Below are 17,397 nucleotides of genomic sequence, written 5' to 3' on the forward strand. Positions count from 1 at the left end.
TCTAAAAAATATGTTTGTTTTCATTTATAAATTCTTGTAATTCAGCCACAGTTTCTAACTCATCAATAGATGGAATTAGATAAGCATTAGCTGTACCTTTGACTTTTTTCTTCAAAGCTTCTTTCTGTTCTTGAATTGTCTGGTCATCGAAATTAGATGACGTTGTAACTGGGAACGGCATTGAATAACCACTGTAGATATCTGTTGCTTTAAGTTCTTTTGGTTTTTCAGAAGAAACATTGAGAGTTTCCTGCTCTTCATCTTGTGCTTGCTTTTGAAAATTCATCTTTAATTGTTCTAATTTTGCTACAAAGGCTTTTGCATCCATGTGTAAATTATCATTAGAAATATGAGGAAGATCTAATTCTGTAATCGGCAGTTTCTTTATCAAATCTCCTAGATAACTATAGGCATATTCAAATTCATGATCTTCTCCAGTATTAAAAATTGGATACGGTCTAATTTTGTTCCCTTTTAAATCAGTTCTCTTGGTAGAACGTTCTACTACAATTTCCCCTTCTCTTAGTCGACCTAATTCGTCAGGGGTTAATAAAGGTCTTGTTTCAACATTTTCTGTAATAGTTTTATTAAAACTTGCGAATGTACCTGTTCTTGAAGCTTGTGTATATTCTTTTGAACCTAACCATTCAGAAAATTCCCTTCTTGTTTCACTATCCCCTGACAAAATATAGAATCGATTCATAGATTGAGAACGTAATAATCGTGCTATATCGTTTCCGTATTTAATATCAAATTGCGATAAATCTTGAATATATAAGTTATATAACAACCCTCTGCCAGCCCCTACTGTTAACATTGAACCAATTCCTGAAAAAGAAGGCATATTCCCAAATTCGTCAAAGTGATGAAAAATCCTTTTTGGTAGTCTATCTCCATGTAAACTAGCATATTGAGATAAGAAATAATAACATTGTTGTAGCCATGTTGTTGCTATAATATAGTTTGTTTCTACATAATCAGGAAGGACTAAAAACAATGCAATTGGTTCTACTTTTCCCTCATCGTTCGTTTTTATAAACTCATCAAATTGAAAGGACGTTTGATCCATTAATTTTGCTACTCTTCGTGCTGTAAAATTACGAATCTTTGCTTGTGCTGAAGTAAAGATAGATGACCTCATTTGAGACGTAGACATTCGAACTGTTGAATACTCTAATCTTGCTGGATTATCTAATGGTAGTGAATCAAAGTAATCATCAAGCATATAACTATTGCCATTTTCAGCTTCTCCTAAGGAATTAAGCATTTGTGCTACGTTATACATATTTACTAAAGGTATTTGTTCAGGTTTAAAGTTGTCTCCCTCTCCAATAAATTCATGACATAATGCCAGAATTAAGGCGTTGACTAAAGCCATAGCGGTTTCTTCCCAAACAGGTTCTTTTGCATTTTCGTTATGATACAAAGGATATGAGAAGGTTTTACAGATTTCTATTGCTTCGTCATAATCTCCTTTTGCGTAAGCATTGGCAATTAATGTTAAAGGATTATATTGTTCTGAACGTTCCATATCAATTAGGTTTAGAACTTTAATTTTATATCCTCTTTGCTTTAACATTTTTTGCGTACCTTGTAATAACTCGTATTTACCTGAAGAAATAATCATATGTGGTTTCTCTTCAGAACGAGAAGCAATCTCAATATCTGTAAGTACTTTAGATTGTGTTTTACCTGAACGTGTTCTACCAACAATCAAGCTATGTGCGTCATCAGTATCTATATATAGCTTATTCTTAATACGTGCTACTAAAACACCAGCTTTTCCTTTATAGCTATCAAATTCTTGCATAAATTGTTCTAATACTTGTTTCCGTTCAGATGTTAATGTGGTTTTAGAACGACTTTCATTTTCTTGCGATTTCGCAATATATTTTGAGATTTCTTTATACTGTTCCTTGATTTCTTTATCTGTTGTAAATCGTCCTGTACCTTTATGACCTTTTTCTAGACTTCCATAGGCAAACTCTAGTTTTTTATAGTACCGATAAACTACAAAGAACGATATAGCATAAAATAGGGCAAATAACAGTAATGACGGAATAAATGGAATTGATGGTAGTTCTTTAGGAAGTAATCCATCAAACTCAAATTGATTCTTCAATTGTCTTGCTTGTTGATACACGCCTAAAATCACTCTTATGATAAACTCAAAAACTTTAAAGAAGGTTAAAGCAATAGCACTAGAGATACCTACCCATAATAAGGTTAAAGCTCCTGACCCTTCTAACTTTTGAAGTTGCTTATATATAAATTGGTTAATCATTAAATGTACCTAGATAATCCATTGGTTCAATTGTTGGAAATGGTTCTTCCCATTCAACAGTTACTTCTTTTGCTGGATTATTCCCTTTGCTTAATACTCTAAATGTATGTTGGTAGAAATACATATTTGATTTTTTACCTTCAGTCCATTTCGTCATTTGAATTGAACCGTTAACCATTAGGAACGTTCCCTTTTGTAATTTTTGAGATAGATATACCGCTTGTTTTCCAAACACATTGATAGGTATATAATCCACTTCATAATTACCAGCCTTATTTTTATAGTTTCGATTAACCGCCAATGTATAAAATAACTCCGCTTTATCTTCAGACTCGTTTTCCTTAAATCGTGGGTCAATCGCTACATACCCTACTAAATTAACTTGATTTTGAATATTCATTGTCTTGTTCCTTTCTCTTTAAAAACCTTTTGCCATTTTGGCAAAAGGTTATAGTTGACGTTCTTGTTCTTTTTGTTGATTTTGATGAAGGTGTCTTTCTTGCGTGTGTTTCATCTCAATTGACGTTTTTACATACGTCATTGCTGTATCAGGAGCTGGATAGGCTTCTTTCTTTTGAAGTAATTCAATTACTTGTTCTTCTTCATCAAATACTTGTTTTGTTTCTTTTCCATTTATTGAAATCATTGTTACTTCAATTTGTTGCGAATCTGTTTGTTTAATAACCGCTTCTTCTAACAATCCGATACGGTAATAAGGGTACTTTTCTTTCACTTTATTTCTTAGAAAGGCTTCTTCCTCATTCCGTTTTACTTCTTGTTCTTCTTTTGGAAGTTTTGAAATACTGTCATCGATTATCTTTTTCGCTAGTGTCATTTTTTGATTATCATTTGCAGGATATTGAAGTACTTCCAATTTATCTGTAAAGGATAACGTTGACCGTTCCGACAATCCTAGTCGTTCCAATTCCTGTTGTTCTTCTTTAGTAAATTCTTGCGATTGAACTTTTTGAAGTGTGTTTTCAAATTGTTCTAAAATTTGATTAGCAACCTCTAATACTTCTTCTGTTAATTCTCTTCTTTCTACTTCTGATAGTTTTTCAGAGTAATCTTTAATGTATCCATAATCTTCATCTTTTACCGGAATTTGAAGCGTATCTGATACAATAACAGATACCATTTGTGCTTGAAATTCTTCCGCTTCTTTTGATAATTTACTTGTTTTATGCAACATTCCATGTGCTAGCTCATGTGATAATGTTTTGAATCGTGCAACAGAAGTTAAATCCGGCTGTAAGAAAATTTCATCAGAAGCTGGAATATAATAGCCGTATGTGTTTAATCCAACACGTCCTTTATCATAGTCCACAAATTGTATATTCTGTTCTTTCATCAAACTATTTAATGCAATATTTTGAATCTGATAATTTGTTATATTTTCTAATTCATAACCTGTACGAACAAGTTTAGGATAGCTTTCTAAAGGTGCTGTGGTTTGAGAAATGTCAAATACAGCCTTTGGTTGATATCCGCTAACGATCGTTCGTTTTGTATAACGCCCAATCTTTAATAGATTTTTTTCTTCTTCTGTTGCCTTTTCTAACGTTGTAACAATCTTCCCGTTAGAATCCAATAACATTTCAGAAGTCATTGGCGAATAGATTCGAATTCCTTTTTCTCCACGTTTTACAGGGTATCCTTTTTTCTTCCAAAACCCATACGCCCCAACTCCTAAAGCAGTTGGCTTTTGAGAATAAATTAGCATTGTATTTTTTGCAGAATAGTTAGGGAACTGGCGTTTGAACAACAGAAAATCTTTAACTAATTCAGGATTTCGAATAAAGGAATCCACTTTATCTTGCACTACTTTTGATAGTGCTTCTAATTCTTGTTTCTTTTCTTCTTTTGTTTTTCCTTTATAAGTAGTGGATTCTTGTACTGTTTCTCCTGTTAGTACTTGTTCAGATTCAGTAATTGAGGGGATTTCAAGTTCTGTCATTTCCTCTTTAATGCCAGTCCAACTTGTAGCAGTTTCTAAAACCAAACTCTTATCTAAAGTCATATCGTACTCACTAATAATGCTTAAATAGTCTCCCAATTGATTAACAACTAGGTGATCTAATACCTCGATTCCAAGTACGTCTCCTGTAGCGATAATTCGTTTTGTGAAGTCAATATCCGCTTGAGATGGTGTCAGATCCCCTGAAGGGTGGTTATGAAATAAGATAACTTTTGCAGCATTCGATAAAATACTTGCTTTAAAGATTTCTCTAGGGTGAGCTACTGAACTATTTATTGACCCCATATGGATCATCGAAGCATTTATCACTTCATTTTTTGTTGTTAGATTTAACGAGAAAAGAACTTCTCGATCAAATGAACCAACCTCTTTCGCAATCGTCTTAATTGCAACTTTTGAAGCCGTTTTTGAACTATTAATTTTATCCCCAATACTTAACTGATAATCGTCTACTAATTTGATTTTAACGATTTTCAAATCTGTCATTTCTTCATTTGCCATCGAACGTTACTCCCTTCAGAAAATTTAATTCCACCACGTATATTTCATCTTCTTGCATAGTATTCACTAATTGTTTTAAATCTGTTCCTTCTTCAACAATAAGTTCTTCTTCAATTTCCGGATTGAACAGTTCATTTGTATCATCAAGTAATAATATCTCTTCACTCTCTGTATCAAAAAAGACGGTATTTTCTTCTTCAAATGCAACTGTTAAAATATTCCAAAATGTAGATGTTTCAGGAAGGTGAGTAATTTCTAACTCTTTCTCTCCAAATTCCGTAAGTAATGTAATAAATGGATAATTTAATTCCTCTATCGTTGCATATATTTTCATGTTGTTCCTCCTTAATAAACTTTTTGCCATTTTGGCAAAAGGTTTGTTTTTTGAAAAATAATTTTTCTAACTTCACTTTTTACCAAAATGGCAAAAAGTAGAAATTGGTTGTCAATTTCTACTTTTCTTTTCATTATGATTTTTCAGGTGTCTTAATATCTGTTGAAGGTGTGTCATTTGTTGTAGTTGTGTTATCATCATTCGTTAATTTTGAGATATCTAATTCAGGTAAAGCGTCTGTTGTTGTCGCTTCTCCTGTAGCGTACTTCACTTCTTCTCCATCTACTACTTTTGTTTTAATATCCAATTGTTTTTCATCTTCAGATAATTCTTCTGAAGGTTGTACTGGTGTTACTGGATTCGTTGGAGCTACAGGTGTTGTTGGTTCTGTTGGTAAGATAGGTGCTATAGGTTCAGTTGGTTGTACTGGTGTTACTGGATTCGTTGGTTCATCTGTTGGTTTATTATTTTCATCTGATGGAACAGTTGGTTTTTCTTCTGTTGGTTTTGTTGGTGTTGGAAGAATAGCAACGTCATCTTGTTTCTTACTATCTTGCTCTACTAAACCAACAACTTTATCCAGTTCGGTAGTTGGTTTTTCAATTAATGTAACAACTTTATCCAGTTCTTCAGGTTGAGTTATTTTAGCTTCAGCAACTGCAATAATTGTATTGACGGTTTCTTCAGCTACAGATTGTGAACCTATTTCTACTAATTTGTCGACTACTTCTTCCTTTAGAACGGTATGTGGTGTTTCTTTAGTAGGTTTATTTTCTACTTGTACTACAACTGATGTTGTCGTTGTTTCCTCTACCGCAACTTGCGTATTTTGATTACTTTGTTGAGATGACGTAAAAATAGCACAAGCTCCTAGTGATAGTAATAATAAAGCACTAGCACCAATAACTTTAAAATTTTTCTTTTTGTTTTGTTGTTCCATAGTTAAAACACTCCTTTTTTAATTTTTTCAATTTTTTCTTGAATTTGTTTTAATTGTTTGTTGGAATCTTCCTTTTGCTCATCTGAAAGGGAACTATCCTTTAGTTTGTTCTTCAGATTGTTTTCCTCGTTTAACGCTGTTGTTACATGGTCAATTTTCGTTTGCAAGGTCAATTGATGGATTTTATCTTGAATCTTTTCAGCAGTCTTTAAATCCAATGCCTTTAACGCTTCGATAGCTTTTACTTCATAGGCTTCTACAATTAATTGTTTTAGACGATTACTTCCTAATTCCTGATTCAATTCATAGGCTTCATCAATCATTCCTAATTTCACGTAACTAACCGCTAAAGCCGTTTTTCGTATTGGCGTTGTGGCTTCATTTTTCAAATCCACGACCTTTTGAAAATCCTGTTTTAAATAAGCTAGGTCATATCGAGAAGAAGATGAATTAGTCTTTGCAACATATTCTTCAAGTTGCCCTACTCCCTCTTGCCCCTTCTCGAATAATAGTGATTCAACTTTATCCTTTTTTTCAGGATATTCCGCAACAGCTTTTACATATTCTTGGTTTTGAATTAATGTGTCATATTGAGGTTTTAATAATATTGGAACATACATAAAACCAGCTATTATTCCAACGCCAATTACAACCGCTATTGATAGTGACCCTAGTACTTTTTTCTTAGAAAGGTTCTTCTTTTTTTGTCCATTCTTAATTTCTTTTAATTCTTCAGTTTCAACGTTCTTTTGAGTAACCAGACTAGATTCAACTGATGCTACACTTTTTTTCTTAAGAACATGATCACTTTTCAAGTGAACTTGTTCTGATTTTTCTTCTACTGACACTTTTTTTGTAGCTTCATCTATCAACTGATTAATAAGTTGTCCTACTTCAATTTCTTTATCCGGAAATAACTCTAATAATTCTTTTTCAATTGTATTGATTACTAAGCGTCCATTTCCTTTTCCGACTACAAACGCTTCAGATTTATAAAGAAAATCATCTTTAGGTTGATTTGTATCTTTTAAAATGATCGCAACTTCTACTTGCGAATCGTCTTCTTGACAACTTTTTTCTAAGGAACTCATTTGCTTTAAAAAAGTAGAGACGTTCATCTCTACTCCTTCAAATCGTTTATATTTCAGTCGTTGCTTAAATCCTTTCACTTTCGTTGTTGCAACAATCATAGAACCACCTCTTATTGATATACCGCTACTTTAGCTTTCATGAATCCTGTGATAACCCATACCAAGGATACAATTGCGAATCCAATAAAGATTCGTGGTAACCATTTTTTTCCTGTTTCCGCATGTTCTCTAGTCCCCATAATCAAGAATCCACAACATGCAATCGCAATTGCAGCACCTCCTGTAGCAATACCTGTAATAAAGTTTACAATTTCTACAGCAATTTCATTAACGTTTTTATCTAAGTTTCCTGTCGTTGAAGGAGCACCCTCTAGAAATGTTGTCCAAATGTTATATGCTAATAGTTTTAATGTTAATCCGTTCATTATTCATTTCCTTTCTTGTTTTCGTTTAATTTTCCGATATTATCAATTACAAGTTTGTATTGTTGTTCATACCAATATGCGTTAGGATCGATGCCCATATTTTTTAAAACAGTATTTGCCATTTGTGCCATCTTTTTCCTTTGTGCTGGAGTTACTTCCATCAATACTTCAATTGGTTGTTCCTTTTTCACAGCCATTACAGTTCTCCTTTCTAATAAAACCTTTTGCCAAAATGGCAAAAGGTTAAGAGTGACCTTTTAGCCACTCTTTCCTTCTTCTAGTTTTGTTTTCTCTTTTTTGATAATCCTAACGCAACAATTAACGCTACAAGTCCAGCAAGAATCGTCATTCCGCTTCCTTGTGTACCAGTGTTTGGTAATTCAGGTCTTACTACTGTTACTGTTTGTTTATCATTTTTAAGGTCAAAGTGTGTTGCCACTTTTTCTTTATCACGATACAAATCTTCTCCGTACACGATATTGCCTGTATATCCTACAGGAACAGTAAATTCAAAGATTTCTGTTCTTGTTTCTGAATCAGCAATAAATTCACGTTCTTGTGTAGCAAATACTTTACCAGTACTGTCATATTGAGTAGCAATAACTGTATATTTTTTACCGATTGTTAAATTAGTAAGAAATGCTTTTTCAATATGCTTTTCATTTTCATATCCTTGTTTACCACCTGAAGCAGTTGTAGCTTCTGTATAGATTAAAGGTTGACGTTCGTTCTCAACTACTGTACGAGTTTCGGTTGCTTCTGTAGAATTATCATTTTTATCTACTTTTTCTCCGCCTTTAATGCTGAAGAAGAACTTTTGAAGATTTCCTAAGTATCCTTCTAATGGTTTTGTTTCTTGAGCATAGTAGTTTCCATATTCTAAATCTTTGAAGATGATTCTTCCGTCTTTATCCGTTGTATAACGTCCTACCTCAACTTCTCCATTGTTTTCAGATACAGCTACTAATTTAAATTCAACGCCTTCTAAACGTTCTTTACTATTTGCTTCAACCTTAACTAATTCGTGATCTCCACGTTTAATTTCGTTAATAATAGGGGTTTCTACTACTACTGTTTGAGCAGGGCTTCCACTTGTCGCAAAGCTTGTAGATACGCCAATTTTTGTATCATTTAGGCTGTATGCTTCTCCAGTAGTGATTTCTTTTAAGTAAAACTCTCCATCAATCGGAAGGTTTCCAAATGTATATGTTCCTGAACCATTTACTTGTGCAAGTCCTACTAAACTATTAGCAGGCAAGCCTTCAACAGCATTAGCTGTATAAAGTCCAAAGGTTGCTTTTTGTTCGTTCTTAAAGTATTTAGATTCCTCAAATGTTTTATTGAATTGCACCGAAATTGTCTTACGTTCGTTATGAACCGAAACACTATGACTATCAACTTTCACAGTTTGTTCTTGTGGTGTGAATGTAATTTCATGTAATGTTGAATCCACTACATACCCTTCAGGAGCTGAAATTTCACGATATTGGTATTTTCCTAATGGTTTATTAGAAAATGTAACAATTCCGTTTGTGTCTGTTGTTGCTTGTTCTACAACCACGCCATCTTTAATTAATTCAAAGGTAACTCCAGCAAGAGGTACTTTTTGAATGTTAGGAACGTTTACTCCGTTACCATCTTGTACCCATGAGACAATTTGTGAACCTGTTTTTGTAATTTGCAATTGACCTTTTTGAGGTGCGTTTGCAAATTTAACCGTTACAACAACGTCATCTCCTGAAATATTCACGGCTAAGCGTTTGTCTGATAATACATAGCCTGTTGGTGCTTGTACTTCTTCGATTTCATAGTTCCCATAGCTTAATTGTTGTGGGAATGTTACTTGACCGTTTGCATCAGTTTCAAAAACATCAATTGTTTGTAAAGATGGATATGTGACTTGTTGACTAACTTGTTTTCCATCTTTATAAAGTTTAAAACGAACGCCTGAAGCTGGGATTATTTTCCCTGTTTCAGCATCTGTTTTTAATAGCTGCAAGAATGATTTCTTCACATTATTTTCTACTAAATAATGATATGTGTGATTGTCTTTAGACGTATCTAACTCAACTTTAATTGGTTGAGGTGTTTGATAGCCTGTTGGTGTGTGTTCCACGATCGTTACAGTAGTCGTATATGGAATATCATTTGATACCGCATATCCTTTTTCATCCGTCGTAATCGTTTGGACAACATTACCATTAGTATCTACTAAATCGAATGCAATATTTTTACCGGGTACACGAGTTCCACTGCCATCTAACGCTTCATCTAAATGTTTTGAAATACTTACTTTATATTTCTTAGAAACATTTGTCGCACGGACAGTAACCGTATCTCCAGCTGGGACAGTCACGCTATAAACTTGATTATTAAGTCTGTATGTTTCTAGTGTTCGTGTTTCTTTAATATCAAATTCTTTAGGGTCATAGTCTTTAAAGAACGCTTCCCCTTCATCATTTGTAGTTGCGGTTGCAATAGCAGTTGTACTACCTTTTTCAAACAATCCAAATTCAACCCCAGCAAGCGGTTTTCCAGTTTCGTCATCAGTCTTCACAATCTTAATGTTCCCTTGTTTAACAACCTTTAAGTTTAGTAATCCCGTTAATCTGTCTGGGTCACGAAACATCATTAAATTCTGACTAGTACCGTGAGTTAATAATAGTGATGCTGGAGTGTAATCTTCAGGGAGATTTTTATTTCTAAAAAAGAATGTCCCATCTTGAGCGTCTTTAGTAGGTGTAACCTTTAGCTCATTAGAATTCAATCTTTCAAAAATCCAACCACGATTATTTTTTGGTAATTCAATATATTCAAAAACATTATTATTATCTGTAAGTGTAATAGATTCTCCAACTTTAACAGTATGAGTTTCGTTATGCCAGCTTGTGGCACGTTGGTCATTCATCTTTCCATCTATAAAATCAGATACTTTTGAATATCCATCCCATGTATTTCCACCTCTAAAAGATTGTGGTGTCCACCCTAAAATATCCCAGATTTTAGACTGCACATAGAGATATTGATTCCCACTTTTATCTGAAGACATATCCCATCCCCAAAAGATAGCATTTTTAATTTCATCTATTTGTTGTTGAGTAATTGTATTTCCAAAATGATCTATCAAAGCCCCATCTTGTATTTCTGCAGAACTGTAATAAACCCCATTTTGAACTAAGGTAGGTGGCTCAACACAAAACACGACTTCTCCATTAACTTTAACAATAGAGATATTGTCATTAATATTTAACCACCAACTATAATCGTGTACTTTATGATACACTTGAACATTCCCATTTCCTCCGTTTTCTTCGCTTACTTGATATGCGTTAACAGAAGAGTGACTAGCAAATGTAGCTAGAACGCCTACCCCAACCGCAAGGCTTGCGATTGTCTTCTTAATCATTTTTTTATAATTCATTATTCATTTCCTTTCTTCTTATATTCACCTTTTGCCAAAATGGCAAAAGGTGGTTCCTTATTCCTCAAGTAATCCATATTTTTCTCCTTTTAATACAAAAAAAGCAATGATCGGATTTTCCAAACATTGCTTTTTCTACTAATTTTATTAAGTTGTCGTTATTGTTTTCTAAGGTTTACACTAGCTGTTGTATGCCCATCACTCCAAGGGATTTCGAAATAGTTACCTGTATAAACCCAATCTTGTTTCCCGGCTTCAGCTAGTGCACCACTTTCATCTATTTTTTGTTGTAGCCATGCCCCAGCTTCTGCAAGCGTTGCAAACTCTAAGCCAGTATTTCCTAAAGCTGTTAAGCGTACAGGAGCTGGTGCTTGAGTTTCTACTGGTGCTGGTTCAGGCGTATATGTTGGTTGTGAAGGTTGTTCTTGATAGCTGTTGTTTTGTGAAGAAGAATCGCTACTAGAACTGTAATCTTCGCTGTACGAACTTGAACCGCTATTTGAAGATGAACCTGAAGAATAATCATTTGAAGATTGATTGCTTGCGACAGTATTAGACTCTGAAGCCTTGTTTTCTGTTTTCTTTTCTTCAGAAGAAGATTCCTCTTTTTTCTCAGAAGAAGTAGTTTGTTCGACTAACGTAACTTTTTCTAATTTCTTGATTAAGTCTTCTTTTTCTTTATCAGATAGTTTTGAATCCTTGATCGATTTTTCAAGAGTTTCTTTATCCTCTTTCTTCAATGCTTCAGAAGAAGCTTTTGCGACTTTTTCTTGTAAGTCTTTCAACTCTTTGTTTTCAGTTGTAGTAGTTGATTCAGTAGTCACTTCCGCTACTTGTACAACCTCTTGTGTTTTTTCTGTTTGTCCAGCTAGTGTGGATGCAGCATATCCACCAGCTAACAAAACAACGGCACTTCCGCTAATAATCATTACCTTTTTAACATTTGATAATGATAAAAACTTTTCTTTTAATTGGATTAATTTTTCTTTCATAATTTTTTCCTTTCTTACTTTTCGCCTTGAAGGCGAAAGGTTATCTAAACACTTTTGTTTTTCATTGCTTTCATAAAGCACCTATTTCATTAATAAACATTCCTGTTGTTCCACTCAAAATGAGTAATATAATTTTTACAATAAATAAATACAACGAAAACGATAAGAAAAAACTTGCCACGTGATCTAATTTAGTGTATCCCTCTTTCTTATATCTTTCTTCAAAATTATCCCTAGCTTTTCTACCGACCCAACATAAAATAATTAACACTATTATTTCAGGTATTCCATCAATCTTATAAATTTGTTTTCTTATTCTTTCTTGCACATGTAAAAGAGTAAGATAAAACATAGCATTTGAAAATATAAGTATCATTATTGTGTTAAATACATTTTTTATCCTTTTTTTAAAGATTTCTTTAAACGGTATTTTTTTTCGCAATCCTGATACTGTATATAATATCAACGAGATTGCACAACAACCAAACATAACAACGTCTATAATAGAAAATTTCATACTACACTCCTCTTTCTATTAAAATAAGAGTGATAAAATATAACTCTTATTACTTTTTGCCCTGAAGGCGAAAAGTTGCTTAAGCCTGCCCATGGAACGGTGGTGGAGGTTTTTCAGATTTAGGATAGTATCTTAAACGATAGGTATCTCCACATTCTAAATATTTTTTGCTATAGCTTCAATCACATTTACCGTTACACTATTACCTGCTTGTTTGTACAACTGACTGTTACTGTTTACCTTTTCTGCTCTTTCAAATGCCCAATCTGGAAAACCTTGCAATCTCCAACACTCTTTTGGGGTTAGTTTTCTAATCCTGAAATCACGATTAATCACATCTTTTATAATTAAAAAATTATTTTCTTGATAACTATTTTTAGTTATTGTTGGTGCTATATTATGTACTCCACCTTGGTTAAATCCTCTTGCTATTTGCAAAATCTTTGGTTCACGTCCTCCGCCACCCATGCAATTAAGGCATGGTGAAATCCCGTCCGATGAATACACTCTACCTCTATGTGGATTCCCACCAAAACTATTGGTTTGTATCAAATTACCTATTTGTCGTACACAATTAGTGTTTTCACTTTCTCCTCTGATAGGAAAAACTTTTCGTCCACCTGTTCCTCTAAGATGTCCGATAATGAACACTCGTTCCCTATTTTGGGGAACTCCGAAATTTTTGCTGTTAAGCACTTGCCATTCCACGTCATACCCCAACTCATCCAACGTTTGCAAGATGGTTTCAAATGTTTCTCCTTTGTCGTGGTTGAGTAGTCCTTTAACGTTTTCAAGAAACAAAATTCTAGGTTTGAGAATAGATGTGAACCGTGCAATTTCAAAGAATAAAGTTCCTCTTGTATCTTCGAATCCTTTTCTGTTTCCTGCAATCGAGAAAGATTGGCACGGAAATCCTCCACAGATAATGTCAACGTGTCCGATGGATTGAATAAACTCGTTTGATACGGTTGTAATGTCATGTAACACAATCTCTCCTTTCGTGTCGTGTATCGCTTTATAACTTGCTCTTGCAAACTTATCGATTTCACAAAATCCAATGCATTTGTGTCCGGCTGCTTCCATTCCTAGACGGAAGCCACCGATACCTGCAAATAAATCTAAAAACTGCATCTAACCCTTCTTTCTATTCTTTTGTCATTCTAGTGAGTTTTGTATTAAGAGTTTATCTAAGAGTTCTTTAGCAGTCATTAAAACCACTCTTTCGTTTTCAATGCTTTTCAGATTTTTTCTATAATCTTCTTGTAGCATTTCTAATGTTATTTTGTCTGACTCATCAGGATAACCTAGTTCGCAGCTATCACCTAAAAAGTCTTTTTCTGTAGGCATTTCAGAGTCTATATAATCAACGATAAAATCAACATCAAGTATTCTACCATCTACAGTTCCAAAAAATTGAAGGACAGCATAAACTTTATAATCTTCTCCAAACAAAAATATATCTTCTGATATATCTTGTATTAATTCTTCACATGGATATGACACTAAAAGACCGTTTTTATTCTTTATAGCCATTAAATACACCTCTAATATGATTTTTTTTATTGACTTTTTGCCCTGAAGGCGAAAGGTTTACAGATTATCCTTAATCTCTGCTCCTTAATCGTCTATTAGAATTCTGTTTTAATCACCATTCGAAACACCTCTATCGTAATAATTTTGTACATAATTGTCAAAATAATTTCTTAGCGATTGAAACAGGTATTTTTCAATATTTTGAATATCTCCGGTTTTGATTTTACAGAAACAGGCATGTAGTACTTGATATAAATTCCCCCAGTCTTCTTCTGTAAACATTTCAAAAACGATTGTTCCTTTCCAACCTTGTGAAGTAGCATCCCTAAGTACGCTAGATTTTGCTTTAAATAATAATCCCATTCTTTCATGAATACCTTTATAATCATTCACTCCAGCGGTTAATATCGATACAATGTTTTTGGGAATTCCTTGCTTATCATAATTTAGAAATCGTTTATCAAATACGACTTCTGATTCATATGATTCATTTGTATTAATAATATTATTACTAGGGTTATTATTACTAGGGTCTAAATTTTGGACTTCTAGAAGTCTATTTTTTAGACCTCTTGATTTAAGAAGTCTAAATTTTAGACTTCTTAATTTTAACCCTTTTGAATGTGGTTTAGTATTATTAAACTCATTTTTCTTAGAAGAAGATTCTGTCTCTTCCGATTCTTGACTTGTACCATTCTTTGGTAACGTCTCTTGATTACTCTGATAAGATGTTTTAAATTTTTCCTCGTCTGAAGGCGTTGCAATAGGATTAAATAAATATAATTTAGCTGGTTGTCCTCTACCTTGTTTAGTTTGCTCTAGCAAACCGTATTTAATTAGTTCTGTTTTTATATTGATTGCTTTTTGTTTAGATACATGCAGCATTTGCTGAAACTCTTCGATTGTATAAATAAAATAAATTTTCCCTTTTTCGTCATACCATTTGTTTTTGATAGAAACATTTTTTCTATCTTCAAGAATTCCGTAGGCGATTTTCGATTCAAGACTTAATCCTTGGTATAGTTCTCCTAACCAAAATATTTTAGGAACTTTATAAAAGACCTCTTTTAAACCTTGTTGAGTTGTTACATGTTGTTTATGTAATTTTATATATAATTTCTGTTCTTCTGTTAAATTAGTCATCGATTAAATCCTCGTCATTATCATTTAACTGTATAATTAGACTATCTTTAGTTCGATAGTAAGAATGAATAATTCCGTATTTAATTAAATGTTCCAATGTAGTCAATGGATTCTTACCTTTGATTTCTTTTCTTAATTCTGAAATTGAAACTTTTGCTTTCCCTTTATTACTTAATAAATTTAAGTATATATATATTGTTTTATCTTCATTTGTTAAATCTTTATGATCCATAATTCCTTTGTGAACATAAATATATTCAGTTGTTTGATATGCTAACGGTTGTTTATATTTCATCTTCGTTTCCTTCCTTTTCTCCTCGTTTTATTATCTCTCTAAACAACAAAATTATTGTTATCAAAGCTCCAAATGAAATTCCTATTATTAAGAGTATTGTTTCAGCATGAGGGTTATATAATAAATTTCCCAATGTACCTAAAATTAACAATGTTGGAACTCCAACGATTACTGTTCTAATTGAAAAATTAAATATTTTTAGGATTAGCTTTCCTATAATTGCACATATAAAAAGTATCATTAAAACTTGCCCAATAATAACAAACATAAAACCATCTCCTTTTTAACCTTTTGCCAAAATGGCAAAAGGTTTTTACGATTGTAAAAGTTGCATAAACTCTCTATATTTTTCTTCTGATAAAAAATAATCTAGCGGTTCAAAATTTTCAGGAAGTTTATTTTCAAATGATTTCTTTTGTTTTTCTTGCTGTTTTTCAGCAAAGAAAACACTATCTAAATTCTCTTCTGTAAATTCTTCAACTTCTCTTAATAAAATAGCTTGATGCAAATTTACTTTTAGCGAATGATTAATAAGATAGTCACTTAGTACTTGTTGTTTTCCTTCAGATAATTTTGCGACTTGCTCTCCAATAGCTAGTGAAATTTTTTTCTGATCTAATAATTGTAAAAATTCATCAATAAGAGAAATACAAGCTGTGTATCTTGAAAGAGTTCTAAGTGATAAATTCTCTTGTTTTGCAACAATATCTAGTGCATTATTCCCTTTTTTCCCTTGTCTTTTGTTGGCATTCACTTTCATTGTGTACGCTTTTACTTTTTCACTTTCTTTTATTAATTGTCGTTGATAAAGATTGCTATTGACTAGACGAATCATTGCATCTTCGTCTGTTAATGTTTCAACAGTAACTGGAACAGTCACCCAATCTAACCGCTTGATAGCATTAAAGCGATTATGACCGCTAATAATTTGATACCCCCCTTTGTAGGGTCTTACAAGAATTGGATTGTATAATCCATTTTCAGAAATATCTTTTGAAAGTTGTTCCAACTTTTCTTCAGAATATAAATCAAAAGGTTGCTCTTCGTATGGAAAAATATCTTCAATTAATACTTCAGTTCTAGGAAGCTTATTATTTAGAGTACTATTGAATAATGCATTATAATTTTCGTTACTCATGATCTTAACCCCTTTCAACTAATTCTTTTGCAAGGTTTAAGTAGCAAGTTGCTAATCGACTGTTTTTAATTGCGAATACAGATTCGCTCATTCTGTAGGAAGATTCTGCTTCATTTAACAATGGAATTAATGTATTGAATACTGGAACATTGAACGATTGAATTGTTTTTGAAATTTCCTTTGAATTGTTCGTGTGTGTTACCATTGTTTGTAATAAACCTTCGATTTTAATTTCTTGTCCTAAATTATCTTCAATTTCCTGAATTGTTGAAGTTAATTCCTTATAACCTTCTACAGACGAATTTTTACTATCAATTGGAATAATTACACTATCGCTAGCAATCAACACATTGATTAACAATCTTCCAAGTGAAGGTTTTGTATCAATCAACACATAATCATATTCTTTTAACGGTAACTTGCGTAACAATCTTGAGAAAACCATTTCCCCACCAATCACTTGATTCAACGCTAACTCAATACCGCTTAGGTATTTGTTAGATACAATATAATCAATTTCTACTATTCCATTATCAGTTTTCATTTCTTTACGTTTAATCAATTGATTGTAGTTAAACTGCTTTTTATCAATAATTGAATCGATACCTTCAGTTAAGCTATTTAAGTCCACTTTGCTGTCATTTCCTAAATAGCAACTCAAATTAGCTTGTGGATCACTATCTATTAATAGTACTTTCTTTTCTAATGCAGCTAATGCTGTACCTAAGTTCATGGTTGTTGCTGTTTTACCAACTCCACCTTTTTGGTTTGCTATTGCGATAATTTTTGTCATTGTATAATTCTC

Annotated in this window: 18 protein-coding genes; all 18 read right to left on the bottom strand. The window is 32.8% G+C overall.

The features are described from left to right. Position 1: 1 nt before the first annotated feature. The gene (locus tag ACO5V7_RS06250) at positions 2-2,284 is read right to left on the bottom strand and encodes a VirD4-like conjugal transfer protein, CD1115 family (RefSeq protein ID WP_485485494.1); all 2,283 of its coding nucleotides are present in this window, start codon (positions 2,282-2,284) and stop codon (positions 2-4) included. Next, positions 2,277-2,684: a single-stranded DNA-binding protein gene (locus ACO5V7_RS06255; protein WP_485485495.1), complete on the bottom strand. Its 408-nt coding sequence runs from the start codon at positions 2,682-2,684 to the stop codon at positions 2,277-2,279. The genes ACO5V7_RS06250 and ACO5V7_RS06255 overlap by 8 nt, the downstream gene beginning before the upstream one ends. A gap of 48 nt (positions 2,685-2,732) precedes the next feature. Beyond that, positions 2,733-4,763: a JAB domain-containing protein gene (locus ACO5V7_RS06260; RefSeq protein WP_485485496.1), complete on the bottom strand. Its 2,031-nt coding sequence runs from the start codon at positions 4,761-4,763 to the stop codon at positions 2,733-2,735. Beyond that, positions 4,753-5,097, bottom strand: coding sequence for a hypothetical protein (locus tag ACO5V7_RS06265; protein ID WP_485485497.1), 345 nt, complete (start codon positions 5,095-5,097; stop codon positions 4,753-4,755). Before ACO5V7_RS06265 ends, ACO5V7_RS06260 begins: the two co-directional genes overlap by 11 nt. Positions 5,098-5,230: 133 nt before the next feature. After that, the gene (locus ACO5V7_RS06270) at positions 5,231-6,037 is read right to left on the bottom strand and encodes a hypothetical protein (RefSeq protein WP_485485498.1); all 807 of its coding nucleotides are present in this window, start codon (positions 6,035-6,037) and stop codon (positions 5,231-5,233) included. 2 nt (positions 6,038-6,039) lie between these two features. Then, entirely contained in the window at positions 6,040-7,227 is a 1,188-nt protein-coding gene (locus tag ACO5V7_RS06275) for a hypothetical protein (protein ID WP_485485499.1), read from the bottom strand. A gap of 11 nt (positions 7,228-7,238) precedes the next feature. Beyond that, positions 7,239-7,553: a TrbC/VirB2 family protein gene (locus tag ACO5V7_RS06280; RefSeq protein ID WP_485485500.1), complete on the bottom strand. Its 315-nt coding sequence runs from the start codon at positions 7,551-7,553 to the stop codon at positions 7,239-7,241. Further along, a complete protein-coding gene (locus ACO5V7_RS06285; RefSeq protein WP_298730803.1) occupies positions 7,553-7,750 on the bottom strand; it encodes a hypothetical protein in 198 nt (65 codons plus the stop codon). Before ACO5V7_RS06285 ends, ACO5V7_RS06280 begins: the two co-directional genes overlap by 1 nt. 80 nt (positions 7,751-7,830) lie before the next feature. Then, entirely contained in the window at positions 7,831-10,974 is a 3,144-nt protein-coding gene (locus tag ACO5V7_RS06290; RefSeq protein WP_485485501.1) for a SpaA isopeptide-forming pilin-related protein, read from the bottom strand. A gap of 158 nt (positions 10,975-11,132) precedes the next feature. Next, a complete protein-coding gene (locus tag ACO5V7_RS06295; RefSeq protein WP_485485502.1) occupies positions 11,133-11,966 on the bottom strand; it encodes a hypothetical protein in 834 nt (277 codons plus the stop codon). Between the two features lie 70 nt (positions 11,967-12,036). After that, positions 12,037-12,483 (bottom strand): hypothetical protein, encoded by a 447-nt coding sequence (locus tag ACO5V7_RS06300; protein WP_485485503.1) that lies wholly within the window; start codon positions 12,481-12,483, stop codon positions 12,037-12,039. A 156-nt stretch (positions 12,484-12,639) separates the two neighbouring features. Beyond that, positions 12,640-13,614 carry a DNA cytosine methyltransferase gene (locus tag ACO5V7_RS06305; RefSeq protein ID WP_485485504.1) on the bottom strand — a complete coding sequence of 325 codons (975 nt, stop codon included), beginning with the start codon at positions 13,612-13,614 and terminating at the stop codon, positions 12,640-12,642. Between the two features lie 24 nt (positions 13,615-13,638). Further along, positions 13,639-14,016 (bottom strand): hypothetical protein, encoded by a 378-nt coding sequence (locus tag ACO5V7_RS06310; protein ID WP_485485505.1) that lies wholly within the window; start codon positions 14,014-14,016, stop codon positions 13,639-13,641. Positions 14,017-14,124: 108 nt separating this feature from the next. Then, positions 14,125-15,159: a replication initiator protein A gene (locus ACO5V7_RS06315; protein ID WP_485485506.1), complete on the bottom strand. Its 1,035-nt coding sequence runs from the start codon at positions 15,157-15,159 to the stop codon at positions 14,125-14,127. Then, the gene (locus tag ACO5V7_RS06320; RefSeq protein ID WP_298730168.1) at positions 15,152-15,454 is read right to left on the bottom strand and encodes a hypothetical protein; all 303 of its coding nucleotides are present in this window, start codon (positions 15,452-15,454) and stop codon (positions 15,152-15,154) included. Before ACO5V7_RS06320 ends, ACO5V7_RS06315 begins: the two co-directional genes overlap by 8 nt. Next, positions 15,444-15,722 (bottom strand): hypothetical protein, encoded by a 279-nt coding sequence (locus tag ACO5V7_RS06325; RefSeq protein WP_485485507.1) that lies wholly within the window; start codon positions 15,720-15,722, stop codon positions 15,444-15,446. The genes ACO5V7_RS06320 and ACO5V7_RS06325 overlap by 11 nt, the downstream gene beginning before the upstream one ends. A 45-nt stretch (positions 15,723-15,767) precedes the next feature. Next, the gene (locus tag ACO5V7_RS06330) at positions 15,768-16,592 is read right to left on the bottom strand and encodes a ParB/RepB/Spo0J family partition protein (RefSeq protein WP_298730165.1); all 825 of its coding nucleotides are present in this window, start codon (positions 16,590-16,592) and stop codon (positions 15,768-15,770) included. 4 nt (positions 16,593-16,596) lie between these two features. Continuing rightward, the gene (locus ACO5V7_RS06335) at positions 16,597-17,385 is read right to left on the bottom strand and encodes a ParA family protein (RefSeq protein WP_485485508.1); all 789 of its coding nucleotides are present in this window, start codon (positions 17,383-17,385) and stop codon (positions 16,597-16,599) included. Positions 17,386-17,397 lie beyond the last annotated feature (12 nt).

Source organism: Granulicatella sp. (assembly GCF_057274575.1).